The organism is Streptomyces sp. NPDC006134, assembly GCF_040628835.1.
Classification (GTDB): domain Bacteria; phylum Actinomycetota; class Actinomycetes; order Streptomycetales; family Streptomycetaceae; genus Streptomyces.
The window spans coordinates 1-26,644 of the sequence record NZ_JBEXTV010000062.1 but is presented as its reverse complement, the minus strand read 5'-3'; the positions used below and the strand labels follow the sequence as shown (position 1 = coordinate 26,644).

Annotated in this window: 24 protein-coding genes and 1 pseudogene; 8 read left to right on the top strand and 17 right to left on the bottom strand. The window is 74.0% G+C overall.

Features of this window, described 5'->3' with window-relative positions; genetic code table 11:
- Nucleotides 1-142 precede the first annotated feature (142 nt).
- The gene (locus tag ABZ340_RS30550) at nucleotides 143-1,429 is read left to right on the top strand and encodes a D-alanyl-D-alanine carboxypeptidase (protein ID WP_358785098.1); all 1,287 of its coding nucleotides are present in this window, start codon (nucleotides 143-145) and stop codon (nucleotides 1,427-1,429) included.
- On the opposite strand, the gene ABZ340_RS30545 is transcribed toward ABZ340_RS30550, so the two are convergent.
- The 4 genes and pseudogenes from ABZ340_RS30545 to ABZ340_RS30530 form a co-directional block, all read right to left on the bottom strand.
- Nucleotides 1,383-2,336 (bottom strand): YihY/virulence factor BrkB family protein, encoded by a 954-nt coding sequence (locus ABZ340_RS30545; protein ID WP_358785097.1) that lies wholly within the window; start codon nucleotides 2,334-2,336, stop codon nucleotides 1,383-1,385. The genes ABZ340_RS30550 and ABZ340_RS30545 overlap by 47 nt on opposite strands.
- A gap of 143 nt (nucleotides 2,337-2,479) precedes the next feature.
- Nucleotides 2,480-2,872 (bottom strand): annotated as a pseudogene (locus tag ABZ340_RS30540) (GtrA family protein); the annotation flags it as partial.
- Nucleotides 2,866-3,813: a decaprenyl-phosphate phosphoribosyltransferase gene (locus ABZ340_RS30535; RefSeq protein WP_358785096.1), complete on the bottom strand. Its 948-nt coding sequence runs from the start codon at nucleotides 3,811-3,813 to the stop codon at nucleotides 2,866-2,868. The gene ABZ340_RS30535 and the pseudogene ABZ340_RS30540, both read right to left, overlap by 7 nt.
- Nucleotides 3,806-4,297 carry a phosphatase PAP2 family protein gene (locus tag ABZ340_RS30530; RefSeq protein ID WP_358785118.1) on the bottom strand — a complete coding sequence of 164 codons (492 nt, stop codon included), beginning with the start codon at nucleotides 4,295-4,297 and terminating at the stop codon, nucleotides 3,806-3,808. Before ABZ340_RS30530 ends, ABZ340_RS30535 begins: the two co-directional genes overlap by 8 nt.
- A 383-nt stretch (nucleotides 4,298-4,680) precedes the next feature.
- Here ABZ340_RS30530 and ABZ340_RS30525 point away from each other — a divergent pair, with 383 nt between their 5' ends.
- Both ABZ340_RS30525 and ABZ340_RS30520 read left to right on the top strand, forming a co-directional pair.
- A complete protein-coding gene (locus tag ABZ340_RS30525; protein ID WP_358785095.1) occupies nucleotides 4,681-6,039 on the top strand; it encodes an FAD-binding oxidoreductase in 1,359 nt (452 codons plus the stop codon).
- 180 nt (nucleotides 6,040-6,219) lie between these two features.
- Nucleotides 6,220-6,975, top strand: coding sequence for a decaprenylphospho-beta-D-erythro-pentofuranosid-2-ulose 2-reductase (locus ABZ340_RS30520; RefSeq protein WP_358785094.1), 756 nt, complete (start codon nucleotides 6,220-6,222; stop codon nucleotides 6,973-6,975).
- 45 nt (nucleotides 6,976-7,020) lie between these two features.
- Here the strand turns inward: ABZ340_RS30520 and ABZ340_RS30515 are convergent, their stop codons facing one another.
- Nucleotides 7,021-7,599 (bottom strand): 2'-5' RNA ligase family protein, encoded by a 579-nt coding sequence (locus ABZ340_RS30515; RefSeq protein ID WP_358785093.1) that lies wholly within the window; start codon nucleotides 7,597-7,599, stop codon nucleotides 7,021-7,023.
- Nucleotides 7,600-7,766: 167 nt separating this feature from the next.
- Nucleotides 7,767-8,780, bottom strand: coding sequence for a tryptophan--tRNA ligase (gene trpS / locus ABZ340_RS30510; protein ID WP_358785092.1), 1,014 nt, complete (start codon nucleotides 8,778-8,780; stop codon nucleotides 7,767-7,769).
- An 89-nt stretch (nucleotides 8,781-8,869) separates the two neighbouring features.
- Here trpS and ABZ340_RS30505 point away from each other — a divergent pair, with 89 nt between their 5' ends.
- From ABZ340_RS30505 to ABZ340_RS30495, 3 genes are all read left to right on the top strand, one after another.
- Nucleotides 8,870-9,472: an RNA polymerase sigma factor gene (locus ABZ340_RS30505; protein WP_358785091.1), complete on the top strand. Its 603-nt coding sequence runs from the start codon at nucleotides 8,870-8,872 to the stop codon at nucleotides 9,470-9,472.
- On the top strand, nucleotides 9,465-10,445 hold the full coding sequence (locus ABZ340_RS30500) for a hypothetical protein (protein WP_358785090.1): 981 nt from the start codon (nucleotides 9,465-9,467) through the stop codon (nucleotides 10,443-10,445). The genes ABZ340_RS30505 and ABZ340_RS30500 overlap by 8 nt, the downstream gene beginning before the upstream one ends.
- Before the next feature lie 105 nt (nucleotides 10,446-10,550).
- On the top strand, nucleotides 10,551-11,366 hold the full coding sequence (locus ABZ340_RS30495; protein ID WP_358785089.1) for a hypothetical protein: 816 nt from the start codon (nucleotides 10,551-10,553) through the stop codon (nucleotides 11,364-11,366).
- Between the two features lie 44 nt (nucleotides 11,367-11,410).
- Here the strand turns inward: ABZ340_RS30495 and ABZ340_RS30490 are convergent, their stop codons facing one another.
- The 5 genes from ABZ340_RS30490 to ABZ340_RS30470 form a co-directional block, all read right to left on the bottom strand.
- Nucleotides 11,411-12,862 (bottom strand): glycine hydroxymethyltransferase, encoded by a 1,452-nt coding sequence (locus tag ABZ340_RS30490; RefSeq protein ID WP_358785088.1) that lies wholly within the window; start codon nucleotides 12,860-12,862, stop codon nucleotides 11,411-11,413.
- A 138-nt stretch (nucleotides 12,863-13,000) separates the two neighbouring features.
- Complete coding sequence (locus ABZ340_RS30485) at nucleotides 13,001-13,936, bottom strand: alpha/beta hydrolase (RefSeq protein ID WP_358785087.1); 936 nt, start codon at nucleotides 13,934-13,936, stop codon at nucleotides 13,001-13,003.
- Nucleotides 13,937-14,070: 134 nt separating this feature from the next.
- Nucleotides 14,071-15,255: a glutathionylspermidine synthase family protein gene (locus tag ABZ340_RS30480; RefSeq protein ID WP_358785086.1), complete on the bottom strand. Its 1,185-nt coding sequence runs from the start codon at nucleotides 15,253-15,255 to the stop codon at nucleotides 14,071-14,073.
- Between the two features lie 26 nt (nucleotides 15,256-15,281).
- Complete coding sequence (locus ABZ340_RS30475) at nucleotides 15,282-15,668, bottom strand: hypothetical protein (RefSeq protein WP_358785085.1); 387 nt, start codon at nucleotides 15,666-15,668, stop codon at nucleotides 15,282-15,284.
- Nucleotides 15,669-15,753: 85 nt separating this feature from the next.
- Nucleotides 15,754-17,139 (bottom strand): PLP-dependent aminotransferase family protein, encoded by a 1,386-nt coding sequence (locus tag ABZ340_RS30470; protein ID WP_358785084.1) that lies wholly within the window; start codon nucleotides 17,137-17,139, stop codon nucleotides 15,754-15,756.
- Nucleotides 17,140-17,186: 47 nt separating this feature from the next.
- Here ABZ340_RS30470 and ABZ340_RS30465 point away from each other — a divergent pair, with 47 nt between their 5' ends.
- Nucleotides 17,187-17,729: a carboxymuconolactone decarboxylase family protein gene (locus ABZ340_RS30465; protein ID WP_358785083.1), complete on the top strand. Its 543-nt coding sequence runs from the start codon at nucleotides 17,187-17,189 to the stop codon at nucleotides 17,727-17,729.
- Complete coding sequence (locus ABZ340_RS30460; protein WP_358785082.1) at nucleotides 17,726-18,199, top strand: carboxymuconolactone decarboxylase family protein; 474 nt, start codon at nucleotides 17,726-17,728, stop codon at nucleotides 18,197-18,199. The genes ABZ340_RS30465 and ABZ340_RS30460 overlap by 4 nt, the downstream gene beginning before the upstream one ends.
- Nucleotides 18,200-18,308: 109 nt before the next feature.
- Here the strand turns inward: ABZ340_RS30460 and ABZ340_RS30455 are convergent, their stop codons facing one another.
- From ABZ340_RS30455 to ABZ340_RS30430, 6 genes are all read right to left on the bottom strand, one after another.
- The gene (locus tag ABZ340_RS30455; RefSeq protein WP_358785081.1) at nucleotides 18,309-19,259 is read right to left on the bottom strand and encodes an ABC transporter substrate-binding protein; all 951 of its coding nucleotides are present in this window, start codon (nucleotides 19,257-19,259) and stop codon (nucleotides 18,309-18,311) included.
- 1 nt (nucleotide 19,260) lies between these two features.
- A complete protein-coding gene (locus ABZ340_RS30450) occupies nucleotides 19,261-21,204 on the bottom strand; it encodes an ABC transporter permease subunit (protein ID WP_358785080.1) in 1,944 nt (647 codons plus the stop codon).
- A complete protein-coding gene (locus ABZ340_RS30445; RefSeq protein WP_358785079.1) occupies nucleotides 21,204-22,331 on the bottom strand; it encodes a glycine betaine/L-proline ABC transporter ATP-binding protein in 1,128 nt (375 codons plus the stop codon). Before ABZ340_RS30445 ends, ABZ340_RS30450 begins: the two co-directional genes overlap by 1 nt.
- A complete protein-coding gene (locus tag ABZ340_RS30440; protein WP_358785078.1) occupies nucleotides 22,328-23,860 on the bottom strand; it encodes a GMC oxidoreductase in 1,533 nt (510 codons plus the stop codon). The genes ABZ340_RS30445 and ABZ340_RS30440 overlap by 4 nt, the downstream gene beginning before the upstream one ends.
- Before the next feature lie 61 nt (nucleotides 23,861-23,921).
- Nucleotides 23,922-25,451: an aldehyde dehydrogenase family protein gene (locus ABZ340_RS30435; RefSeq protein ID WP_358785077.1), complete on the bottom strand. Its 1,530-nt coding sequence runs from the start codon at nucleotides 25,449-25,451 to the stop codon at nucleotides 23,922-23,924.
- Between the two features lie 182 nt (nucleotides 25,452-25,633).
- Nucleotides 25,634-26,644, bottom strand: a 1,011-nt coding sequence (locus ABZ340_RS30430) for a hypothetical protein (protein WP_358785076.1), incomplete at its 5' end; no start/stop codon positions are given.

Genomic DNA, 26,644 nt, shown 5'->3' with positions numbered 1-26,644 from the left:
ACCCGCGGTCGGCCGGGGGTCCGGGGGGTGTCCCCCGGATGAGCACAGCATGCCTCCAGTATCGCGGCCGCGTGTTCGGTTCCGGGCCCGGGGTGGGGAGGGGGGCGGGACTTCGGCGCGCGCGGCAGGTACGTTCTCGGTCGTGCCCGCACCCCAGAAGACCGCCAGGCGTTCCCTGGCGCTCGCCGTCGCCGTCCTGTCCACCGCCGCGCCGCTCGCGCTGACCGCTCCCGCCGCGTACGCGGCCCCGAGCCCCGGGGCGAGCCCGTCGGCCACTCCCCCGGCGCAGATGTCCACCGTGGGCGGCGCCCGGCTCGGCCGGCCCGGAACGCAGGTCAACCTGGCGAGCGGGGTGCCGGTGCTGCCCAAGGACGTCACCGCCCGGTCGTGGATCGTCGCCGACGCCGAGTCCGGCGAGGTGCTCGCCGCGCACAACGCGCACTGGCGGCTGGCCCCGGCCAGCACGCTGAAGATGCTGTTCGCGGACACGCTGCTGCCGAAGTTCCCCAAGACCATGACGTACAAGGTCACGCCCGAGGACCTCGCGGGCGTCGGCGCCGGCTCCAGCCTGGTCGGGATCAAGGAGAACGAGACGTACACCGTCCACGACCTGTGGCTCGGTGTGTTCCTGCGCTCCGGCAACGACGCGGTGCACGTGCTGTCCTCGATGAACAAGGGCGTGGCCAGGACCGTCCGGGACATGAACGCGCACGCCGATGAGCTCCAGGCGCTCGACACGGAGGTGGTCAGCCCCGACGGCTACGACGCGCCGCGGCAGGTCTCCTCCGCGTACGACCTGACGCTGATCGCCCGTTCCGGGCTCCAGAAGAAGGACTTCCGGGAGTACTGCTCGACGGTCCGCGCCCGGTTCCCGGGCGAGACGAAGAAGGACAAGAAGGGCAAGACGGTCCGCGAGTCCTTCGAGATCCAGAACACCAACCGGCTGCTGACCGGTGACTACGACACGGACGTCTACCAGGGCATCGCCGGGGTGAAGAACGGCAACACCACCAACGCGGGCGCCACCTTCACCGGCGTCGCCGAGCGCAACGGCAAGGTGCTGCTCGTCACCGTGATGAACCCGGAGAAGAAGGAGCACAACGAGGTCTACAAGGAGACCGCCCGCCTGTTCGACTGGGGGTTCAAGGCGGCCGGGAAGGTCGAGCCGGTGGGCGAGCTGGTGCCCCCGAGGAGCGCGCAGACCGACGGGAAGCCGGGCGGCGGGGCCTCCGGTGAGGCCGGCGGCACGGGTGCCGGTCAGGGTGCGGCGGGCGCCCAGGCGGTGGCGAGCGCCTCGACCGCCTCCGGCACCGGGGGCATGGGGATCGCGCTGGCGGTCGCCGGCGGGGTGCTGGCGCTGCTCGCGGGCGGCGCGTTCCTCGTCAACCGCCGCTGGCCGCTGCCGGACCTGGTGCGCCGGCGCCGGTGACGCCGGGGCCCTCCCCGGACTCCCCGTTTCCTCCGGCCTCCCCCGTCTCCCCCGTCTCCTCCTTGCTCCCCGTCGCCGTCCACGCGGCGCAGAACAGCACCAGTTTCGAGGTGAAGTTGATCCACAGCAGCAGGGCGACGGGGACGCCGAAGGCCCCGTACATGCTCTTCGCGGCGACGCCCTGCATGTAGCTGCTCAGCAGGAGTTTCAGCAGTTCGAAGCCGACCGCCCCGGTCAGCGCCGCCACCAGCAGGCGGCGGCGCGGCGGTTCGGCGCCGGGCAGCAGGGTCAGCACGTACAGCAGGACCAGGAAGTCGGCGAGGACGGCGACGGCGAACGCGGCGACGTACAGCAGGACGCCGCCGAAGCCGCCGTCGGCCATGCCCAGTTGGCGGATGATCCAGCCGACCATCGCGGAGGCGACGGTGGAGATGGCGATGGTGACCAGGAGCGCGCCGCCGAGGCCGATCAGGATGCCGGCGTCCTTGGCCCGGTGCAGGACCGGGTTCTCCTCCTCGTCGGGCAGCTCCCACACCGCGCGCAGGCAGCCTCGCGTGGAGTCGACCCAGCCGATGCCGGTGAACAGCAGCAGGGCGCCCGCGATCACCCCGACGGTGCCGGCGTTCTGCACCAGGCCCTCGATGTCCAGCTGGTCGGCGATGCCGGGCACCTGCTCGGCGATCTTGTCCTGGAGCCGTTCCTGCTGCTCGGTGCTGAGGGTGGCGGCGGCGACGGCCGCGGCCAGGGACAGCAGCGGGAACAGCGCGACGAAACTGGTGAACGTCATCGCGGCGGCCAGCCGCGTCCACTTCACCCGGTCCAGCCGCTCGTACGACCGCCACGCGTGCGTGGCCATCAGCCGCGCCGCCCACGGTCCCACGACGGGGAGCTTCTTCAGCCAGTCCATGTTCCGACCCTGCCCCCTGCCCGCTCCGTCCGTCCTGCCTGCCCTGCCTGCCCTGCCTGCCCTGTCCGGTCTGTGGACTCGGTGCGCTCGGTGCGCTCGGTGCGTTCCGTCCGTGCCCGGGTGTGTCCCCCGGACCGCCCGGTGCGGAAGACCAGTGTTCTAGTGCCCCAAAAACGCAGGAGGGTGGCCAGTGCCATGCCGACGACCGCTCCGGAGACGGTGTCGGCGCGCTGGGAGGTGCAGCCGAGGCCGTAGTGGCTCACGGCGAGGCACAGGAGCTGGACGGCGGCCCCGGCGAGGTTCACCGCGACGAACAGGGCGTAGGGGCGCAGGCCCCGGACGCGGGTGTGCCGGTAGGTACCGAGCGCGTTGCCCGCGTAGGCGACCGAGCAGCCCGCGACGAAGGCCAGCGCCTTGGCGGTGAGCGGGCCGAGGCCGGCGGGGCCGCGCAGGTACGTGAAGAGGGCGAGGTCGGCGGCGTAGGCCACGAGCCCGGCCGCGGCGAACCAGGCCACCTCGCGCCGGCGACCTACCAATTGACCACCGCCAGGCCGTACATCGCCGCCCACACCAGGCCGATGGCGGTGAGCGCGCGGTCGCGCAGGACGACGTCCTCGGGTTCGCCGGCGGTGCCGCGGTCGGCGAAGACGGCGTAGCGCAGGACGGCGAGGATGAAGGCGACCATGGACAGCTGCCGCCAGGGCAGCACGCTGGCGTGCGGGACCCCGCCCTCCTCCAGGGCCCACAGGCAGTAGGCGAGGACGGCGACCCCGGCGGCGAGCTGCCAGACGAAGCGGAGGTAGCCGGTGGTGTACTCGGTGAGCAGCGCGCGCGTGGCGCCCGCTTTCCCGGCCATCTGCACGGCCTCGGAGTAGCGCTTGGCCGACACCATGAACAGCGCGCCGAACCCGGTGGTGATCAGGAACCAGCGCGACAGGGGGATGCCCAGGGCCAGTCCGCCGACCACCGCCCGCATCAGGAAGCCGGTGGTGACGACGGCGAGGTCGACGACCAGGACGTGCTTGAGGCTGACGCAGTACGCCAGTTGGAGGCCCGTGTACGCCGCCAGGAGGGCCGCGACGGACGGCGAGCAGAGCCAGGCCGCGGCGGCGGGCGCCACGACCATGAGGGCGCCGCCGACGGCGTAGGCGACGGGGACGGGGACCTGTCCGGCGGCGACCGGGCGGTGGCGTTTGACGGGATGGGCGCGGTCGGCGTCGGCGTCGCGGGCGTCGTTGACGAGGTAGACGGCGGCGGCGCAGGCGGTGAACAGGGCGAAGACGAGGGCCAGCCGGCTCAGGGCGTGGCGGGTGAAGAGTTCGCCGGCGGCGGCCGGGGCGGCGACGACGAGGACGTTCTTCACCCACTGCCGGGGGCGGGCGGTCCTCAGCAGGCCGGTCAGCAGGTTGCCGGGGCGGGGCGGGGCGGGCGGCTGCTCCTGGGGGGTGCGCTGGCGCAGGATCGTCGTGTCAGCCACGGACGCCTCCCCGCATCCAGCGGGCGCCGAGCCGGGCCGTGAGCGCGCCGAGGGCCGCGCCCGCCGCGACGTCCGAGGGGTAGTGGACGCCGGCGACCAGGCGGGAGAGGCACACCGCGGCGGCGAGCGGCGGCACGGCGTGCGCGCCGAGCGCCCCGAAGGCGACGGCCGCCGCCGCGGCCGAGGTGGCGTGCGAGCTGGGGAAGGAGTGCCGGCCGGCGGTGCTCACCAGCGGCTCGACGTGCGCGGGGCGCGGGCGGCGCACGAGCCGTTTCACGCCCATGCTGACGAGGTGCGCGCCCGCGACGAGCGCGGTTCCGCGCAGCCAGGCGCCGCGCCGCGCGCCGTCCGCGGCGGCCCCCGTGAGGCCCGCGGCGAGCCACAGCGCGCCGTGCTCCCCCGCCCAGGACAGGGCACGTGCGGCACCGGCCACCCGCGGGTCGCCGCCGCACGCCCTGAGCGCGGTCACGATCCGGTGGTCCATGGTCTGACGGTCGACGGCCCGGCAGCCGCTGGTCCGACGGTCGGCGGCCTGGCAATCACCGGTCCGACGGTCGGCGGCCTGGCAATCACCGGTCCGACGGTCGGCGGCCTGGCAATCACCGGTCCGACGGTCGACGGTCCGGCAATCGCTGGTCCGACGGTCGACGGTCCGGGAACCGCTGGTCCGACGGTCGACGGCCTGGCAGCCGATCTGGGTGGTCTGGTCGTCCTGGTCGTCCATGTGGACTCACTGTTCACCCCGGCACCGCGGGAACTCCGGCAAAACTCCGGCACTATTGAGCGACATCCCATTAATCACCCATTTCGGGTAGGGAGGTCATGTCCGCAACCAATCGATCATTCCGGGGCGATACGGTCACCGCCATGTCTGCCGACACCACCGTTTCCGTCACCGGGTGGGGCCGCACCGCCCCCACCGCCGCCCGGCTGATCCGCCCCCGGACGTACGAGGAGGCCGCGGCGGCGGTCCGGGAGTGCGGGGCCCGCGGCGGCATCCCGCGGGGCCTGGGGCGGGCGTACGGGGACGCGGCGCAGAACGCGGGCGGCGCCGTGTTCGACATGACGGGCCTGGACCGCATCCACGCGATCGACGCCGACGGCGGCACCGTGCTGTGCGACGCGGGCGTCTCCCTGCACCGCCTGATGGAGGTGCTGCTGCCGCTGGGCTGGTTCGTGCCGGTGACGCCCGGCACCCGCTACGTCACCGTCGGCGGCGCGATCGGCGCGGACATCCACGGCAAGAACCACCACGTCTCGGGCTCCTTCTCCCGCCACGTCCTGGCCCTGGAACTGCTCACCGCCGACGGCGAGGTCCACTCCGTGCGCCCCGGCACCCCCCTGTTCGACGCCACCGCGGGCGGCATGGGCCTGACCGGCGTGATCCTCACCGCGACGGTGCGGCTCCAGCCGGTCCAGACGGCGCTGATGACGGTCGACACCGAGCGCGCCACCGACCTCGACGACCTGATGGACCGCCTCACCGCCACCGACCACCGCTACCGCTACTCGGTCGCCTGGATCGACCTGCTCGCCCGGGGCGCGGCGACCGGCCGCGCGGTCCTCACCCGCGGCGACCACGCCCCCCTGGACGCCCTGCCGCGGGGCGCCCGTGCGCGCAGGAACCCGCTGGCCTTCCGCACCTCCCGCTTCCCGGCCGCCCCCGCCCGCGTGCCGGAGGGCCTGCTGAGCCGCACCACCGTGGGCCTGTTCAACGAGGTCTGGTACCGCAAGGCGCCCCGTGCGCGCACCGGCCGGCTCCAGCGGATCTCCGCCTTCTTCCACCCCCTGGACGGCGTCCCCCACTGGAACCGGGTCTACGGCCGCGGCGGCTTCGTGCAGTACCAGTTCGTCGTGGGCTACGGGCAGGAGGACGCCCTGCGCCGGATCGTGCGGCGCATCTCCGAGCACCGCTGCCCGTCCTTCCTGGCCGTCCTCAAGCGGTTCGGGGACGCCGACCCGGGCTGGCTCTCCTTCCCCGTGCCCGGCTGGACGCTCGCCCTGGACATCCCGGCCGGGCTGCCCGGCCTCGGCGCCTTCCTCGACGAGCTGGACGAGGAGGTCGCCGCCGCCGGCGGACGGGTGTACCTCGCCAAGGACTCCCGGCTGCGGCCCGACCTGCTCGCCGCGATGTACCCGCGCCTGGACGACTTCCGCGCGCTGCGCGCGCGGATCGACCCGCGCGGGGTGTTCACCTCGGACCTGTCCCGCCGGCTCACCCTTTAGGCCCCGCCGCCCCCCTTCAGGCCCTGCCAGCTCACCCTTCAGGCCCCGCCGCCCCCCTTCAGATCCCGCCGACCCACCCTTCAGCCCTGCCGACCCACCCTTCAGGCCCCGCCGACCCACCCTTCAGGCCCTGCCGACTCCCCCCTTCAGGACCCGCCGACCCACCCCTTAGGAGCTGCCGTGAAGGACGCCTTCGGCATCCCCCAGTCCCTGCTCGTCCTCGGCGGTACGTCCGAGATCGCGCTGGCCACCGTCCGCCGTCTCGTCGCCCGCCGCACCCGCACGGTGTGGCTGGCCGGGCGCCCGTCGCCCGCCCTGGCGCAGGCCGCGGACCACCTGCGCGGCCTGGGCGCCGAGGTGCGCACCGTCGCCTTCGACGCGCTCGATCCGGACTCCCACGAGGCGGTGCTCGGCAAGGTCTTCGCCGAGGGCGACATCGACCTGGTGCTGCTCGCCTTCGGGATCCTCGGCGACCAGGCGCACGACGAGCGGGAGCCGGCCGGCGCCGTGCGGGTCGCGCAGACCAACTACACCGGCGCGGTCTCGGCGGGCCTGGTGTGCGCCGCCGCGCTCCAGGCCCAGGGGCACGGCTCCCTGGTCGTGCTCTCCTCCGTCGCCGGCGAGCGGGCCCGCCGCGCCAACTTCATCTACGGCTCCAGCAAGGCCGGCCTGGACGCCTTCGCGCAGGGGCTGGGCGACGCGCTGTACGGCACGGGCGTGCACGTCATGGTCGTACGCCCCGGATTCGTGCGGTCGCGGATGACCGCCGGGCTGGAGGAGGCGCCGCTCGCCACCACTCCGGAGGCGGTCGCCGCCGCCATCGAGCTGGGCCTGCGGCGCCGCTCGGAGACGGTGTGGGTGCCCGGCTCGCTGCGCCTGGTGATGTCGGCCGTACGGCATCTGCCGCGGGCCGTGTTCCGGCGGCTGCCCGTGTAGGCCCGGCCGTACCGGTCCGGTGCGCCGGCAGGGTGCCGCGCCGGTCTAGCGCGCCGGCAGGGTGCCGCGCCGGTCCCGGCCCGCCTGTGGCGGGACCACGGGCCTGCCGAAGCGGAACTCGCGCAGCGTGCGCCACACCCCGTCGGCGCCCTGCTCGTACAGGGCGAAGCCGGTGCAGGGCCACTCGGCCTCGTAGTCGGCGAGCTCCTCGAAGGCGCGGTCCATCGCCGCGTCGTCGATGCCGTGCGCCACCGTGACGTGCGGGTGGTACGGGAACTGCAGCTCGCGGGCGACGGGACCGGAGGCGTCGCGGACCTGCTTCTGCAGCCAGGTGCACGCCTCGGCGCCCTCCACGACCTGCACGAAGACCACCGGCGACAGCGGACGGAAGGTGCCGGTGCCGGACAGCCGCATCGGGAAGGACCGGCCGGCCGCCGCCACCTCCGCCAGATGTGCCTCGATCGCGGGCAGCGCCGCCTCGTCGACCTCCGTCGGCGGCAGCAGGGTGACGTGCGTGGGGATGCCGTGAGCCGCGGCGTCGCCGAAGCCCGCGCGCAGCTGCTGGAGCTGGCTGCCGTGCGGCTCCGGGACCGCGATCGACACGCCGATCGTTACGGTCCCCACGTCGTCTCCTGTCGTTCTGTCGGCGCTGCGCGCCGTGACGGCGGGCAGGAGGGGCCGCGGGCGCGGCCCCTCGGTTATCGACTGTACGGCCACGACCGCGCCTCGGGCAGGCGCAGCCGTGGTGATGTGCGGCAACAGGTGGTGCCCCGCGCCGGGGTCGTGCGCGGTCAGTGCTTGGCGGGCAGGAAACCCACCCGGTCGTACGCCTGGGAGAGGGTCTCCGCGGCGACGGCACGCGCCTTCTCCGCGCCCTTGGCCAGGATCGAGTCCAGCGTCTCCGGGTCGTCCAGGTACTGCTGGGTGCGCTCCCGGAAGGGCGTGACGAACTCGACCATGACCTCGGCGAGGTCCGTCTTGAGCGCGCCGTAGCCCTTGCCGGCGTACTTCTCCTCCAGCTCCCCGATGCCCGCCCCGGTGAGGGTCGAGTAGATGGTGAGGAGGTTGCTGACGCCCGGCTTGTCCACCACGTCGTAGCGGATCACGGTGTCGGTGTCGGTGACCGCGCTCTTGACCTTCTTGGCGGTGGTCTTCGGCTCGTCGAGGAGGTTGATGAGGCCCTTCGGCGTGGAGGCCGACTTGCTCATCTTGACCGTCGGGTCCTGGAGGTCGTAGATCTTCGCCGTCTCCTTGAGGATGTACGGCTTCGGGACCGTGAACGTCTCGCCGAAGCGGCCGTTGAAGCGCTCGGCGAGGTCGCGGGTCAGCTCGATGTGCTGGCGCTGGTCCTCGCCGACCGGGACCTCGTGCGCCTGGTAGAGGAGGATGTCCGCGACCTGGAGGACCGGGTACGTGAACAGGCCGACGGAGGCGCGGTCGGCGCCCTGCTTGGCGGCCTTGTCCTTGAACTGGGTCATGCGGCCGGCCTCGCCGAAGCCGGTGAGGCAGTTCATGACCCAGGCGAGCTGGGCGTGCTCGGGGACGTGGCTCTGGACGAACAGCGTGCAGCGCTCGGGGTCGAGCCCGGCGGCGAGCAGCTGGGCGGCGGCGAGCCGGGTGTTGGCGCGCAGCTCCTTCGGGTCCTGCGGAACCGTGATCGCGTGCAGGTCGACGACCATGTAGAACGCGTCGTGGGTCTCCTGCAGGGCCACCCACTGGCGGACGGCGCCGAGGTAGTTGCCGAGGTGGAACGAACCGGCGGTGGGCTGGATTCCGGAGAGCACGCGGGATCGATCAGAGGCCATGCTCATCATTCTCTCAGGTCTCGGGGGTCTGTCCGGAACTGGCCCGAAACAGGTGGGAACCGATCCGTGCCCGGCGGTGTAACAAGAGTGTGAGGACGCGGGAGGGGGGCCGCACCGTCGACGAGGCCGCGGTGATCGCACGCGTACGCGCCGGGGAGACGGAGGCGTACGCGGAGCTGGTGCGGGCCCATACGGGGCTCGCGCTCAGGGCGGCCGCCGCGCTGGGGGCGGGAGCGGACGCGGAGGACGTGGTGCAGCAGGCCTTCGTCAAGGCGTACTGCGCGCTGGGCCGGTTCAAGGACGGGATGGCGTTCAAGCCGTGGCTGCTGGCGATCGTCGCCAACGAGGCGAGGAACAGCGTGCGCACGGCGGCGCGTCAGCGGACGCTCGCCGGGCGTGAGGCGGCGTTCGCGGAGGCGGAGCCGCTGATACCGGAGTCGGCGGACCCGGCGGTGGCCACGCTGCGCTCGGAGCGCCGCGCGGTGCTGCTGGCCGCCCTGGAGAAACTGAGCGAGGAGCACCGCCTGGTCGTCACCTACCGCTATCTGCTGGAGATGGACGAGCCGGAGACGGCCCAGGCCCTGGGCTGGCCCCGGGGGACGGTGAAGTCCCGGCTCAACCGCGCCCTGCGCAAGCTGGCCAGGCTGCTGCCGGACGCCGGGCCCCGGGAGGGAGGCGAGGAGCGTGGGTGAGGCGTACGACGGTGGCGGCGCCGCGCGCCGCCGGGCGGAGGCGGCCCGGTTGCGGGCGGAGCTGACGGCGCTGGGGCGGTCGCTGGACGGTCCGGGCGAGGCCGGGACCGAGTCGATGGCCGAGCGGGTGCTGGCGCAGATACTGGCCGAGCGGGTGCCTGTGCCGGTGCCGGCGGCCGGGCCGGCGGGGGCCGGTGGGCGGCTGCGGGCGGTGCGGCACTGGGCGCGGGCCCGGTGGCGGTCGCTGACGGCGGCGCTGTGCGGGCTGCTGACGGTGCTCGCGTTCACGCCCCCGGTGCGGGCGGCGGTGTCCGACTGGTTCGGCTTCGGCGGGGTGGAGGTGCGGTACGACCCGTCGGCGGTGCCCTCGCCGGGTGCCGGGGTGCCCGGCTGCGGCCGGCCGGTGTCCCTGGCCGAGGCCGGGCGGCGGGCCGGATTCGTCCCGCTGGTGCCGGACGCGCTGGGCGAGCCGGACGCGGTGGCGGTGAGCGGCCTGCCGTACGAGGGGTCCCTGGTGAGCCTGTGCTGGCGCGAGCCGGGGGGCACGGTCCGGCTGGACGAGTACCGGGCCCGCCTGGACATCGGCTTCACCAAGACCGTGCGCGAGCAGCCGGAGACGATTTCGCTCGGTGGGGGCGCCCCGGCCGGCGGCATGGCGGATCCGGCGCTGTGGTTCGCCCGGCCGCACCTGCTGGGCCTCTGGCTGGTGGACGCGGACGGCAGGCGTTACGTCCGCGAGGAGCGCACGGCCGGGCCGACGCTGCTGTGGGTGTCCTCGGGCGAGGGTGGGGGCAGGGCCGTGACGCTGCGGCTGGAGGGGGTGGCGTCGAAGGCGCGGGCGGCCGAGATCGCGAGGTCGCTGGAGCGGCCGTCCGGTGGTTCCCCGGAACAGCGGCCGACCGGCGGATTCCCGGAACAGCGGCCGACCGGCGGATTCCCGGAACAGCGGCCGACCGGCGGATTCCCGGAATAGGGCGTGCGGGGCGGGAACCCCGGCGGGCCGGGCGGTGTACCAGAAGCGACAGGCGGCCCGCGCGGCGGGCCGCACGGGGACCGGCCGGTCTGGTGGGGGGTTCGGATGCGTGACTGGAGGAGCGGGGCCCGGTGGTACGCGGCGGGGCTGGGGGCATGGACGGCGACGCTGGTCCTGGTCCTGTGGGGGGCGCTCCCCGCCGCGGCGGGAGGACGGGCGAGCGTGCTCCTGGTCTCGCCGGGGAGCGAGGAGACGGCGGCTCCGCCGGGGGTGCCGGTGGCCGGGGCGGCCGGGCCGGCGCCGGGCCGGGACGTACCCGACCTGGCCTTGCTGGTCTCCCCCACGGGCAGGACGAGCACCGTGCGGTCCGGGGAGCCGCGTTTCGCCGCCCTGTGGCAGTTGCTCCAGCCGGCGTACACCGGGACGGAGCGGGTGCCGGGGGCGTGGGCCGAGGGCGGGTATCCGAAGGTGCGGATCACCGTGGTCTGGGGCCTGACGGGGGTCGGGGGCTGGCCGCAGACGCGCCGGCCACCGGGTGGTGATGTGGCCGTGCACCGGCAGGACCAGTTGTTCGTCGCCGAGGACGGCACACCGTGGGTGCGGTCCGATCCCTCGCCGGAGGTCGAGGACGACGACATCCGCTGGCACCGCGCACCTCGTCCGGTCTTCGCGCGGCTGGACCGGGAGGGGCTGCTCGGTGAGCCGGAGGACCGGGCCGCGGCGGGGGACGTCCCGGTGGGCGGCTCCCCTGCGGGCGGATCGGCCGAGGGCGGCGCCGGTCCCGGGGCGGCCGGTGTCCGGTGGGCGGCGGCGGGCCTGGCCGCCGGGGCCGGCGGCATGCTGCTGATATGCCGCGCGGCGGCCCGGCGCAAGGCCGGACCGCCGCGGGAGGAGCCACGGCAGGAACTGGTCGATCTGTGAACCGGCCGGACCGGTCACGGAGGGGGCAGCGTCCCGCCGAGGGGTCAGCCGAGGTCGATCTCCGGGTAGAGCGGGAACGCCGCCACCAGGTCCGTGGCCCGCTGGGCGATCTCCTCCGCCACCTTCGGGTCCAGGACGTGGGCCGCCTTCGAGGGGGCGCCCGACTTGGTGGTGCCCGGCTCGGTGGTGGTCAGGACGCGGTCGATGAGGGCGGCGATCTCGTCCATCTCGGCGGTGCCCAGGCCCCGGGTGGTCAGGGCGGGGGTGCCGACGCGGATGCCGGAGGTGTACCAGGCGCCGTTGGGGTCGGCGGGGATGGCGTTGCGGTTGGTGACGATGCCGGAGTCCAGGAGGGCGGCCTCGGCCTGGCGGCCGGTGAGGCCGTAGGAGGTGGCGACGTCGATCAGGTTGAGGTGGTTGTCGGTGCCGCCGGTGACCAGGGTGGCGCCGCGGCGCATCAGGCCCTCGGCGAGGGCGCGGGAGTTGTCGACGATGCGCTGGGCGTAGTCCTGGAAGGACGGCTGCCGGGCCTCGGCGAGGGCGACGGCCTTGGCGGCCATGACGTGCGGGAGCGGGCCGCCGAGGACCATGGGGCAGCCGCGGTCGACCTGGTCCTTGAGGGAGTCGTCGCACAGCACCATGCCGCCGCGCGGGCCGCGCAGCGACTTGTGGGTGGTGGTGGTGACGATCTGGGCGTGCGGGACCGGGTCGAAGTCGCCGGTGAGGACCTTGCCGGCGACGAGACCGGCGAAGTGGGCCATGTCGACCATGAGCGTGGCGCCGACCTCGTCGGCGATCTCGCGCATGATCCGGAAGTTCACCAGGCGGGGGTAGGCGGAGTAGCCGGCGACGATGATCAGCGGTTTGAACTCGCGGGCCTGGGCGCGCAGGGCGTCGTAGTCGATCAGGCCGGTGGCCGGGTCGGTGCCGTAGGAGCGCTGGTCGAACATCTTGCCGGAGATGTTCGGGCGGAAGCCGTGGGTGAGGTGGCCGCCGGCGTCCAGGGACATGCCGAGCATGCGCTGGTTGCCGAAGGCCTGGCGCAGCTCGGCCCAGTCGGCCTCGGTCAGGTCGTTGATCTGGCGGGCGCCGGTCTTCTCCAGGAACGGGGCCTCGACACGGTCGGCGAGGACGGCCCAGAAGGCGACGAGGTTGGCGTCGATGCCGGAGTGCGGCTGGACGTAGGCGTGGCGGGCGCCGAAGAGTTCGCGGGCGTGCTCGGCGGCGAGGGACTCGACGGTGTCGACGTTGCGGCAGCCGGCGTAGAAGCGGCGGCCGACGGTGCCCTCGGCGTACTTGTCGCTGAACCAGTTGCCCATCGCCAGGAGGGTGGCCGGGGAGGCGTAGTTCTCGGAGGCGATCAGCTTGAGCATCTCGCGCTGGTCGGCGACCTCCTGGCCGATGGCGTCGGCGACGCGCGGCTCGACGGCGCGGATCACGTCGAGGGCGGCGCGGTAGGCGGTGGAAGCGGTGGAGAGCGGCTGCTCGGCGGACATCGGGACCTCCGGGACGTGGCGTTCGGCGTTCACGGTACGGCCCAGGCGCACGGCACTCGTACCGGGCCCGCGGGGCCCGGGGGCCGCTCCCCGATGGTCGGTCCCATCCCAGCGCGCCAGTCACGGCCCGTGGTCAGCCTACCGGGCGGCCGGTGGTGCGGCGTGCCGGCGTCCATGATGCGGGCCGGCGGGTGCCTCGTACCGGCGTCCGGCGGTGTGGTCGAGGATCGCGGTGGCGAGCGGGGCATGCACCTCGGGAGGCAGCGCGTGGCCCATGCCGGGGATCTCGACGAGGCGGGCTCCGTGGATCGCCTGGGCGAGGTGGTGGGCGTGCGGAGGCGGGTAGACCGGTTCGGCCGGGGCGGAGATGACGAGGGTGGGCACCGTGGTGCGGGCCAGGTGCTCGGTGCGGAGCATGCCGGAGGGGTCGGCCCGGGCGTGCGCGGTGCTGGTCGCGTGGTGTCCGGTGTGTTCGATGACCCTGCGTTCCAGGGCGCGGAAGTACTCCGGGTCGAAGGGGAGTTGGTCGCCGCCGAGCACGCGCCAGTGGTCGGTCCGCCGTTCCACTTCGGCTTCCGGGCCCTGGTCGGTCACGGGGCGGGACCAGAGTTCCAGCAGGCGGGGGTCGATGCCGGGGAGTTCCTCGGGCGGGGTGCGGGTTCCGTCCGGGTGGGTGTAGGGAGCGGTGCTGAGTGCGCCGGTGCCGATCAGGGTCGCGGTGAGCAGGCGTTCGGGATGGTCGGCGACGAGGAGTTGGGTGAGCATGCCGCCCAGGGACAGGCCGACGACGTGGGCGCGTTCGGCACCGAAGGCGTCCAGCACGGCGAGGGCGTCGTCCGCGAGGGTGGTGATCGGGTAGGGCTGCCGGTCGAAGGCCCAGGTGGAGCGGCCGGTGTCGCGGTGGTCGTAGCGGATGACGCGGTGGTGGGCGGCCAGCAGGCCGACGAGTCCGTCCGGCCAGCCGATGCCGGACGCCTGGGCGCCCATGATCAGCAGGAGCGGGGGCGCGTCCGGGGCGCCGCGGTCCTCGGCCCACAGGCGTATGCCGGGTGCCGCGTCGACGAATCGGTCCATGGCGCTCCTCCAGGGGCTTCCGGTGGTCCGGCGCCCCGCCACGTAGCGAGACGATACGTACCGTATCACCTTGTTGTCGACCGCGTCCCCGGAAAGGCGTCCCACGGGACCGTGAGGAGGCGGCGCGGCGGGGCTCAGAGGATCACGTGCGGCAGGAAGCGGGCGTACTCGTCGGTCACCAGGCCCGACGACTCGCGGATGCCGAGGCCGGCCGCCTCGTTTTCGACGACCCAGGCGCCGAGGACGGTGTGGTTGCCGTCGAAGGCCGGCAGGGGGGCCAGCTCCTGGTGGCAGCAGGGCTCGGGGCGCGGGGCGGGGGCGGTGCCGGGTGCGTGGACGGTGACGCCGGCTCCCTCGCGGCCGAGGAGGGGCTTGGTGACCCAGCCGGTGGTGCGGGCCAGCTCGCGGGGGCCGTCCAGATAGGCGGGGAGGAGGTGGGGGTGTCCGGGGTACAGCTCCCAGAGGATCGCCAGGAGGGCCTTGTTGCTGAGGAGCATCTTCCAGGCCGGTTCGATCCACAGGGTGGTGCCGGTGCCGCCGCCGTTGTCGAGGGTGTCCAGGACGTGGCCGGCGAAGCGGTCGGTGGTGAGCCACTCCCAGGGGTAGAGCTTGAAGATGCTGCGGATGAAGCGGAGCCGGTTGTCGACGAAGCGGCCGGAGAGGCGGTCCCAGCCGATCTCCTCCATGGAGATCCAGTCGGTGTCCAGGCCCGCCTGCTCGGCGGTCTCCTTCAGGTAGGCGACCGTCATGAGGTCCTCGCCGAGTTCGTCGGCGGAGGAGTGGGCGAAGTACAGGGGGCTGCCGGGCGGGAGGAGGCCGGCCTGCTTCCGCCAGGCGTCGACGAGGCGCTCGTGGAGGGAGTTCCACTGGTCGGCGCCGGGGAAGCGTTCCTCCATCCAGAACCACTGGGGGGAGGCGGCCTCGACGAGGGAGGTGGGCGTGTCGGCGTTGTACTCCAGCAGCTTGGCCGGGCCGGTGCCGTCGTAGCGCAGGTCGAAGCGGCCGTAGAGGGAGGGGAGTTCGGCGCGGCGGTGCCATGCCTCGGCGACCGCCTCCGCCACGCGCGGGTCGGTGATGCCGAGGTCGGCGAAGCGGTCCTCGGCGACGATGTGGGCGGCTGCCGCCAGGCACATGCGGTGCAGCTCCTCGACGGTCTCCTCCAGCGCCTCGACCTCCGGGAGGGAGAAGACGTAGTAGGCGCTCTCGTCCCAGTAGGGGCGCAGGGAGCCGTCGGGGTGGCGGGTGAGGGGGTAGATCAGCCCCTGTTCCTCGACGGTCTGCTGCCAGCCGGGGCGGGGGGTGATCGTGCGGCGTTCCACGGGTGGTCCTCGTCCGGGCGGCGCGGTCAGCCGCCGCCGCTGCCGGAGCCGGAGCAGCCGAAGCCGCCGCGGTCGACGGCCTCGTCGCGGTCGAAGGTGCCGCCTTCCGCGTAGCCGCGGCGGACGTCGGCGTCGTAGTACCAGGCGGCGTCCGCCCTGGTGCCGGTGCTGGTGCCGGTGCCGGTGCCGGACTTCTTGCGGCCCTTGCCGTGGGAACCGGAGGAACCGCCGGACGAGCCGGTGGACTTGCAGTTCTTGTCCGCGATGACCTTGTAGCCGTCGAGGGTGTAGCTGTCGCGGTCCACGCAGCGGCGGTCGGGGTCCGAGCCGCACGCCGACAGGGCCGCCGCGAGCACTCCCATACCGCCGAGCACCACGGTGCTCGACCTCAGCCGTCGCCGTACCGGTGCCATGTCCCGTCTCCCCCTCGTCGTTCCGTTCCGGGCGCGCGCACCGCCGTATACCCGTTCGGCGTACGCGCATGACCGGGAGCGGACTTTACGGCAGTGCCCTGCGCAGGGCGTCGAGGGCCCCCGCCCAGGCGTGGTCGGGCGGGGTGCCGTAGCCGACGACGACGGCGTCGAGCGGTTCGGTTCCCGCCTCCGGGTGGCGGAAGAGGGACAGGCCGTACAGGGCCAGGCCGTGCCAGGCCGCCGCCTGGACCACCGGCCGCTCGGTGCCGGGCGGCAGCCGCAGCACGGCGTGCAGGCCGGCCGCGATACCGGTGACGCGGACCTCGGGGGCGTGGGCGGCGACGGTGCCGACCAGGGCGTCCCGGCGGCGGCGGTAGCGCAGGCGGGCGGCGCGCACATGGCGGTCGTAGGCGCCCGAGGCGAGGAACTCGGCGAGGGTCAGCTGGTCCAGCACCCCGCAGATGTCGACGGCGCCCTTGGCGGCCGCCGCCTCCTCGGCGAGCCCCGGCGGCAGGACCGCCCAGGCCAGCCGCAGACCGGGGGCGAGGGACTTGCTGGCGGTGCCGAGGTAGACCACGCGGTCGGGGTCCAGGCCCTGGAGGGCGCCGACGGGCTGGCGGTCGTAGCGGAACTCGCCGTCGTAGTCGTCCTCCAGGACGACCCCGCCGGTGCGCCGCGCCCAGTCCACGACGGCCGCCCGGCGGTCGGGGTGCAGGGGCACGCCCATCGGGAACTGGTGGGCGGGGGTGAGCAGCACGGCGCCGGCGTCCGCGGACGGCCGCGGGTCGGTGCCCCGCTCGTCGAAGGGCAGCGGTTCGGTGCGCAGGCCGGCCGCGGTCAGCAGGTCCCGGTGCACGTCCAGGCCGTACGACTCGACGGCCACGGTGTGGACGCCGCGCGCCTTGAGGACCGCGCCGAGCGTCTCCAGGCCGTGGGCGAACCCGCCGCACACCAGGACCCGTTCGGGGTCGGCGCGCACGCCCCGGACCCGGGCGAGGTAGCCGGCGAGCGCGGCGCGCAGTTCGGGGCGGCCCCGGGGATCGCCGTAGCCGAGGGCGTCGTACGGGGCCGCGGCGAGGGCGCGGCGGGCGGCCTTCAGCCACTCGGCGCGGGGGAAGGAGGCGAGGTCGGGGCGGCCCGGCCGCAGGTCGTAGCGGGGGCCGGTGTGCGGGCGGGGGCGGCCGGCCGGAGCGGCCGGCGGGACGACCGCGCGGTCGGCGACGCGGGTGCCGGAGCCCTGGCGGGCGGTGAGCCAGCCCTCGGCGACGAGGTCGGCGTAGGCGTCGGCGACGGTGTTGCGGGCGACGCCGAGGTCGGCGGCGAGGGCGCGGGAGGAGGGCAGCCGGGTGCCCGGGGCGAGGCGGCCGGTGCGGACCGCCTCCCGCAGGGCGTTCGTCAGGCCGCGGCGCAGGCCCGGTCCGGATGGTTCCAGGTGCAGGTCGATGCCCAGAGTGGCCCAGGGTTCCGGCATGGAAATGGACCATACCCGTGGGCTGCTTCGCTCCTAGGGTCGAGGGCATGACGACGCACACCGATGACACGAAACGCGCGAACCACACGGGCGGCACGGGCGGCACGGACGTGGAGTACGCCTCCGAGGTGCCCGCCCGGCTGGCCTGGGCCGAGCACGCCCCCGAGGTCTACAAGGCGATGGTCCGGCTGGACGCCGCGGCCCGGCGGGGGCTCGACCCCAAGCTGTACGAGCTGGTGAAGATCCGCGCCTCCCAGATCAACCACTGCGCCTTCTGCATCGACATGCACACCAAGGACGCGCTCGCGGCGGGCGAGAGCGTCGAGCGGATCGTGCAGCTCGGCGCGTGGGAGGAGTCCCGGCACTTCTACACGGAGAAGGAGCTGGCGGCGCTGGAGCTGACGGAGGCGGTGACCGTCCTGACGGACGGCTTCGTGCCCGACGCGGTGTACGACAAGGCCGCGAAGCTGTTCGACGAGGCGGAGCTGGCGCAGCTGATCTCGGTGATCGCGGTGATCAACGCCTGGAACCGTTTCGGGGTGACCTGCCGGATGGTCCCGGGGCACTACCAGCCGGGGCGGCACGCGTGACGGCCCGTACGACTCTCCTGGACGGCGAGGTCCGCAAGGCGATGCAGGCGCTGAGCGCCGCCGCGAAGAAGGGCTTCGGTGACGCGGCCCTCGCGGAGCTGGTCATGATCCGGGCCTCGCAGCTCAACCGCTGCGCGTTCTGCCTGGACATGCACCTCGGCATCGCCCGCGGGCTCGGTGTGGACCAGAGGAAGACCGACCTGCTGGACGCCTGGGAGGAGGCCGGGGACGTCTACGACGAGCGGGAGCGGGCGGCGCTCGCGCTGACGGAGGCGGTGACCGTCCTGACGGGGGGCACCTCCCGGACGGAGTCCGGGGGAGGCTTCGTGCCCGACGCGGTGTACGAGGAGGCCGCCCGGCACTTCGGTGAGGCGGAGCTGGCGCACCTCGTCGCGCTGATCTCCGTCATCAACGGCTGGAACCGGTTGATGGTGAGCCGGCGGATTCCGCCGGGGAGCGCGGAGTGGTGAGCGGAGTGGTGAGCGGAGTGGTGAGCGGACGGGCGGTCGCGCCTCCGGACCGCCGGGCGCCCTCGACCGGACCGCCGGGCGCCCGCGATCGGGGCGCCCGGTTCCGGCTTCACCGGGGCAGCCACGCCTTCCACACGGAGGCGTGGCCGTCCACCCACTTCTCCGCCGCCTCCCGGGGCGTCAGCTTCTGCTCGGCGATCATCAGGGCGACCTCGTTCTGGTCCTCGGTGGTCCAGCGGAAGTTCTTCAGGAACTCCGCCGCCTCGCCGCCGTTCTTCGCGAAGCCGGCGTTGAGGTACTTCCGCAGCGGCGTGGTCGGGTAGGCGCAGGCGACCTTCTCCGGGTCGGCGTCGCAGCCCTCCTCGTACGGGGGCAGCTTCACCTCCGTCATGGGGACCTTCTCGAACAGCCACTGTGGTTCGTACCAGTAGGTGAGGAAGGGCTTCTTCTCCTTGGCGAACTGCTTGATCTGGGTGATCTGCGCGGCCTCGGAGCCGGCGAACACCACCTGGTAGTCCAGCTTCAGGTTCTTCACCAGCGCCTTGTCGTGGGTGACGTAGGACGGCGAGCCGTCCAGGAGCTGGCCCTTGCTGCCGCTCTCGGGCGTGCGGAACAGCGAGGCGTACTTGTCCAGGTTCTTCCAGTCGGTGATGTCCGGGTGCCGCTCGGCGAGGTACGTCGGCACGAACCAGCCGATGTGCCCGGTGACGCCGAGGTCGCCGCCGTCGACGATCGTCTTCTTCTCCTCGACGTACCGCCGCTCCTGCTCGGGGTGGCCCCAGTCCTCCAGGAGGGCGTCGACGCGGCCCTGGCTGAGGGCGTCCCAGGCGGGGACCTCGTCGACCTGGACGGTGTCGACGCGGTAGCCGAGTTCGTGCTCCAGCAGGTACGCGGCGACGGCCGCGTCGGCCTGGGCGCCGACCCAGGACTGGACGGACAGGGTCACGGTCCTGGCGCCCCGGGCGTTCGCGAACGGGGACGCCTGCTTCGTCATGTCGGCGGCGCCGCAGCCCGTCAGCAGCAGGAGGGCGCCGAACATGGCGGTCGTACGCAGACGCATGTCACGCTCCCTTCCCGGCACGGCGGCCGGTCGGCTGGGTCACCCGGTCGAGCATCAGCCCCAGGCAGACGATCGCCGCCCCGGCCGGCAGGCCGGTCGCCAGGTCGCCCTGGGCGAGGCCGAAGACCACGTCGTAGCCGAGGGCGCCGCCGCCGACCAGGCCGCCGATGACGACGACGGCGAGGACCAGGACGACGCCCTGGTTGACGGCGAGCAGCAGCGCCGGGCGGGCCAGCGGGAGCTGCACCTGGCGCAGTTGCTGCCCGCTGGTGGCGCCGAGGGAGCGGGCCGACTCCAGCGCGGCCGGGTCGACCTGGCGCAGCCCCTGGGCGGTGATGCGGACGACGGCCGGGAGGGCGTAGACGACCGCGGCGGCCACGGCGGGCGCGCGGCCGACGCCGAACAGCGCGACGACCGGGATGAGGTACACGAACTGCGGCATCGTCTGGAAGACGTCCAGCACGGGCCTGAGCAGGCGTTCGAAGCGGTCGCTGCGGGCGGCGGCGACGCCGGTGAGGAAACCGAGGGCCAGGGTGACGGCGACGGCGGCGAGGACCTGGGAGAGCGTGTCCAGGGACGGCTTCCACACGCCGAGCACGCCGGTCGCGGCCATCGCGAGGACGGCGGTGAGCGCGGTGCGCCAGGTGCCGATCAGCCAGGCCAGGGCGGCGACGGTCAGCAGGACCGCCCACCAGGGCAGCGCCTGGAGTCCGTCGCGGACGGGATCGAGGACCCAGGTGGTGAAGTGGCCGGCCCAGTCGGCGGTGCCGCCGACGACGGGCACGCCCGAGTACAGGTGGCCGGTCATCCAGTCGACGGCCCGGTTGACCGGCCCGGCGATGTCCGCGGTCCACGCCCCGGGCCACTCCAGCGCCCCGGCGAGGCGTCCGGCGACCGCCACGGCGACCGCGGCGGCCAGGGCGTACAGCCAGGTCAGCGGGGATCTGCCGGGTTCGCCGGCCCGCTCCCCCGCCGCGCCGGTCACCCGGTCCAGGACGACGGCGAGCAGCACGATCGGGATGCCGGCCGCGAGGGCCGCGCCCACGTCGACGGAGGCCAGCGCCTGGTAGACGCGGTCGCCGAGGCCGCCGGCGCCGATCACGGAGGCGATGACGGCCATGGACAGCGCCATCATGATCGTCTGGTTGAGGCCGAGGAGGAGTTCCTTGCGGGCCAGCGGGAGGCGGGCGGTCAGCAGGCGCTGGCGGGCGGTGGCGCCGAGCGACTCGACGGCCTCCAGCACCTCCCTGTCGGCGCCGCGCAGGCCGAGGGCGGTGAGCCGGGCCATGGGCGGGGCGGCGTAGACGACGGTGGCGAGGACGGCGGCGGGGACGCCGATGCCGAAGACCAGCACGACGGGGAGGAGGTAGGCGAAGGCGGGCAGCACCTGCATGGTGTCCAGGACCGGGCGCAGGGCGCGGTCCGTGCGGGCGGACAGTCCGCCGGCCAGGCCCAGCAGGGCGCCCACGGCGACCGACGCGACGACGGCCACCACCATCAGGGCGAGGGTCTGCATGGTCGGCACCCACATGCCGAGCAGCCCGCAGGCGAGGAACGCCGCCGCCGTGCCGAGCGCGAGCCGCACGCCCGCGACGCGCCAGGCGGCCAGGGCGCCGATCGCCGTGACGCCGGCCCAGCCTACGGCGAGGAGGGCGAGGTAGACGGCGCGGACGGAGACGACGACCGCGTTGCTGACGTGGCCGAAGAAGTACAGGAACAGGGGGTGGCTGTCGCGGTGGTCGATGATCCAGTCGCCGGCCCTGCCGAGGGGTTCGGAGACGTCGACGGTGAGGGCGGTGGGCCAGGTGCCGCTGGACCACTGGGAGTGGGCGAGCGGGACGAGGACCGCGGCGGCGACGGCGAGGGCGAGGAGTTTGCGGGCGGCCCGGTGGGTGAGGACGGCCGGCGGTGTGACCTTGCGGGCCGGTGCGGTGAGCGTCGCCATCAGACCGGCTCCTCGGTGAGGGCGGCGGCGGCCGGCTCGCGGGGCGGTGCCACGCCGGCGGCGGGGGCCGTCTCCGCCGTGCCCGCCACCACCGCCAACAGGCCGTCCGCGTCCACCACGCCCAGGCAGCGGCCCCCCGACATCACCCGGGCCGGCGAACCGGCGCGGGCGACGGCCTCGATGGCCTCCGTCACCGTGGCGTCGGGGCGCAGGGCGGGGCCGGCGCCGGCCTCGTCGGCCGAGGACGCGGGCCGCATGGCCGTACGGACCGTGAGGACCTGCTCGCGCGGGACGTCCCGGACGAACTCCCGGACGTAGTCGTCGGCGGGGGCGCCCACGATCTCCTCGGGCGTGCCGAGCTGTACCACGCGGCCGTCCCGCATCAGGGCGATGCGGTCGCCGAGCTTGAGGGCCTCCTGGAGGTCGTGCGTGATGAAGACCATCGTGCGGCCCTCCTCGCGGTGGAGCCGGACGACCTCCTCCTGCATCTCCCGCCGGATCAGCGGGTCGAGCGCGCTGAACGGCTCGTCGAACAGCAGTACTTCGGGGTCGACGGCGAGGGCGCGGGCGAGGCCGACGCGCTGGCGCTGGCCGCCGGAGAGCCGGTCGGGCCGGCGCTGTTCCATGCCCTCCAAGCCGACCTTGGCGATCATCGCGGCGACCTTCTCGCGCCGCTCGGCGCGGCCCATGCCCTGGATCTCCAGGCCGTAGGCGACGTTGTCGAGGACCGTGCGGTGCGGCAGCAGGCCGAAGTGCTGGAAGACCATCGCGGCGCGGTGGCGGCGCAGTTCGCGCAGCCGGCCCTTGTCCATGGCGCGGACGTCCTCGCCGTCGATGGCGATGGTGCCGGCCGTGGGCTCGACGAGCCGGGTCAGGCAGCGCACCAGCGTGGACTTGCCGGAGCCGGACAGGCCCATGACGACGAAGACCTCGCCCTTGCGGACGTCGAAGGTGACGTCCCGGACAGCGGCCGTGCAGCCGGTGCGGGCGCGCAGCTCGGCCGGGGCCAGGGCGGCCAGCGCGGGGTCGGCGGGGACCCGCTCGGCCTTGGGGCCGAAGACCTTCCACAGCCCGTCGACGGAGAAGACCGGGGGACGCTCGGCGACGGTGTCGGCGACGGTGCTCATCGGGCGTCACCGCCGATCAGGTCGGCGGCGCGTTCCCCGACCATGAGGACGCCGATCATCGGGTTGACGGCGGGCATGGCCGGGAAGACGGAGGCGTCGGCGACGCGGATGCCCTCCAGGCCGCGGACGCGCAGCTCGGGGTCGACCACGGCGTCGGGGTCGTCGGCGGCGCCCATCCGGCAGGTGCCCGCCGGGTGGTAGACGGTGTGGGCGGCCTTGCGGGCGTACTCGCTCAGCTCCTCGTCGCCGGTGACGTCCGGACCGGGGCACACCTCGCGCTTGAGCCAGCCGGCCAGCGGCTCGGTCTTGGCGATCTCACGGGCGATGCGGATGCCGTCGACGAGGGTGCGGCCGTCGTAGTCGTCCTCGTCGGTGAAGTAGCGGAAGTCCAGGGCGGGCTTCACGGACGGGTCGGCGCTGGTCAGGTAGAGCCGGCCGCGGGACTTCGGCTTGGGGATGTTCGGGGTCATCGAGACGCCGAACTCCGGGCGTTCGTAGCCCAGTCGCTCGGGGTTGTCCGTGAAGGGGATCTGGTAGAAGTGGAACATCAGGTCGGGGCCCTGGTGTCCGGGGTCGCGGCGCACGAACAGGCCGGCGTCGGAGTCCATCGCGGAGTTCTCCGGGATGGGCCCGTGGGTCTCCCAGACGATCACCGACTCGGGGTGGTCGAGGAGGTTCTCGCCGACGCCGGGCAGGTCGTGGACGACGGGTATGCCCAGTGCCTCCAGGTCGGCCGCCGGCCCGATGCCGGAGTGCAGCAGCAGCCGCGGGGAGTCGATCGCGCCGGCGCACAGCACGACCTCGTTGCGGGCCCGGATCAGCAGCTCCTCGCCGTCCTTGGTGCGCACGTGGACGCCCTCGGCGCGGGTGCCGTTCAGCTCCAGCCGGTACGCCCAGGTCTCCAGCAGGAGCGTGAGGTTGGGGCGTTCGTCCATCACCGGGTGCAGGTACGCCACCGACGCCGAGGAGCGCTTGTTGTCCTCCGGGTGGTAGGCGAGGTCGAAGAAGCCGACGCCCTCGGTGAACGGCTTCTTGTTGAAGCCCTCGATGCGGGGCACCCGGAGGGCCTTCTGCGCCGAGTCGACGAAGTCCCGGGCGATGGCGTTGCGGTCCTTCTCGTCGACGGGGACGATGTTGTTCTTCAGACGGGCGAAGTACGCCTCCATCTGCACCGCGCCCCAGCCCTTGGCGCCGGCGGCCTCCCACTCGTCCCAGTCGGACGGCAGCGGCTTGAACGCGATGAGGGTGTTGTGGGAGGAGCAGCCGCCCAGGACGCGGGCGCGGCTGTGCCGGATGTGGGAGTTGCCGCGCGGCTGCTCGACCGTGGGGTAGTCGTAGTCGAGTTCGCCGCCGAGCAGGCCCATCCAGCGGCGCAGGGTCAGGACGTCCTCGCGGCCGACGTCGCTGGGGCCGCCCTCGATGACGGCGACGGTGACATCGGGGTTCTCGGTGAGGCGGGAGGCGATGACGGAGCCTGCGGTACCGCCGCCGATGACGACGTAGTCGTAGACGTGGTTGTTCTCGGACATGGGGGTACTCCAGTGGGGCAGCGCGTACGGAGGTGAGAGTGAGGGTGAGGGTGAGGACGGGTCAGCCGGCGAACCAGCGGACGGGCTTCGGGGCGAGGTTCTGGTAGACGTGCTTGGTCTCGCGGTACTCGGCGAGCCCGGCGGGGCCGAGTTCGCGGCCCGTGCCGCTCTTGCCGAAGCCGCCCCACTCCGCCTGCGGCAGGTAGGGGTGGAAGTCGTTGATCCAGACGGTGCCGTGGCGCAGCCGTCCGGCGACCCGGCGGGCCCGGCCGGCGTCGGCGGTCCACACGCCGCCGGCGAGGCCGTACTCGGTGTCGTTGGCGAGGGCGACCGCCTCGTCCTCGGTGCGGAAGGTCTCGACGGTCAGGACGGGACCGAAGACCTCCTCGCGGACGACGCGCATCGCGCGGTGGCAGTGGTCGAGGACGGTCGGCTCGTAGAAGTAGCCGCCCTCGGGCCGCTGCGGTGAGGGGTCGGGGCGCTTGCCGCCGCAGCGCAGCACGGCGCCTTCGGCGAGCGCGGAGGCGACGTACTCCTCGGTGCGGGCGCGCTGCCGCTCGGAGACGAGGGGGCCGCACTCGACGCCGTCCTCGGTGCCGCGGCCGAGGCGGATCTTCCCGGCGCGGCGGGCGAGTTCGGCGACGAAGCGCTCGCGGACCGGCTCCTCGACGATGAGCCGGGAGCCGGCGGAACAGACCTGGCCGCTGTGGAGGAAGGCGGCGTTGAGAGCCTGGTCGACGGCGGTGTCGAAGCCCTCGTCGGTCGCGCAGGCGTCGGCGAAGACGACGTTGGGGTTCTTGCCGCCGAGTTCGAGGGCGACCTTCTTGACGGTGGCGGCGGCGGCCTGGGCGACCTTGGTGCCGCTGGCCAGGCCCCCGGTGAAGGAGACCAGGTCGACGTCGGGGTGCTCGGCCAGGCGGGCGCCGACGGTGTGGCCGGGGCCGGTGACGATGTTGGCGACGCCGGCGGGCAGCCCGGCCTCGGCCAGCAGCTCGATCAGGGCGACGGTCGTCAGCGGGGTGATCTCGCTCGGCTTGATCACGAAGGTGTTGCCGGCGGCGAGCGCGGGGGCGATCTTCCAGCTGGCCTGGAGGAGCGGGTAGTTCCAGGGTGTGATCATCGCGCAGACGCCGACCGGCTCGTGGACGACGACGCTGTGGACGTCGGGCGAGCCGGCGTCGACGACCCGCCCCGGCGCCTCGGCGGCGACCAGGCCGGCGAAGTAGCGGAAGGCGTCGGCGACACAGTCGACGTCGACGCGGCCCTCCTCGACGGTCTTGCCCGCGTCGCGGCTCTCCAGCAGGCCGAGCTCCTCGCGGTCGCGTACGAGCAGATCGGCGACGCGGCGCAGCAGGGCGGCGCGTTCGGCGACCGGGGTGCGCGGCCAGGGGCCCTCGTCGAAGGCGCGCCGGGCGGCGGCCACCGCCAGGTCGGCGTCCTTCTCGTCCCCTTCGGCGACCACGGCGAACGGCAGGGCGTCCGCGGGGTCGACGATCTCGCGGGTGGCGCCACGGACCGCGTCCCGCCACTCCCCTCCGGCGTGGATGGTCTTCCGCGCCGTGCCTGCCTGATGGTGTGTCGTGTCCGCCATGTTCCGGTTCTGCCTTCCGTTCCTGTTCGGCGCCCCTGTGTCACACAGGTGTCACTCACAGGGACCGGGTGCGCATGCCCCCGGCCTTCCGCGCCCATGCGGAATCGGTGGCCGAAAGTGCGCTGCGTCACGGAACAAGCGGGCGAGCCGGGGCAGAACGCCGGGCGTGGGCGGGCCAAGGCTCAGACCGGCCCGGCGTCCGTCCCGCACTCGGTGTACGGCGGGCAGAAGTGGCCGAGGGCCGTGTGCGCCAGCTCGCGTTCGTCGTCGCGGCCGTCCGCGTCGGGGCCGTAGGCGGCGAGCGCGTACACCTTGCCGTCCGCGGCCCGGAAGCGGACGTCGACGACGTGCCAGGGGCCGACGTCGGGCTCGCCCTTGAACGAGGCGGCGAGGTATTCGAGCCGGGTGCCGGTGAAGTCGCCGTCGTCGAGGGTCTCCAGGGAGAGCTGCTCGAAACCCTTCGCCTTCGGGGTGTCCTCGGAGAGGAACAGCTCGAAGGACTCCTCCGGCGACGCCTCCGCCACCTCGAAGACCTGGAGCCGGCGTTCACCGTCGGCGCTGCGGTAGCTGACCACGTCCATGCCGTACTGGGAGGCCACCGCCTCCCGCCTCCAGCCCGCGGGGCGCGCGAGGGTGAAGCCCTCGGGGTCGGTGTAGACCTCGTACTCGGCAGGCAGGGAGGGGGCCGGGCCGGTCGGCGTGGCCGTCCCGCCCGGGGACGGTCCGGGGTCCTCCGTGCCGGTCGCGGAGGGTTCGGGGGACGGGGAGACGCCGGCGGAGGCCGTCCGGTCGCCGCTCGCGCGGCCCTTGCCGTCACCGTCGCCGTCGTCGGCGACCACCAGGGTCAGCACCAGGGCCGTGGCGATCCCGGCCGCGGCGGCCCCGCCCAGGACGGACCACACGATCCGGCGGCCGGGCCACCGGGCTCCGGCCCCCGGCGCGGGTGCCGTGGCGTCGGCGTGCGGCCAGGAGACGGCGTGCGGCTGCTCGGGGAGGGACCAGGTGCCGCCGTGACCACCGGTATCGCCGTGACCGTCCGGACCACCGGGCGCCGGGGTCCCGGTCGGTGCCGGGGCCGGAGCCGCGTTCGGAGCAGGGGCCGGGCCGCTCCCCGGTCCGGGCAGGGCCGGGTCGCTCCCCGGTCCGGGCAGGGCCGGGTCGCTCCCCGGTCCGGGCAGGGCCGGGTCGCTCCC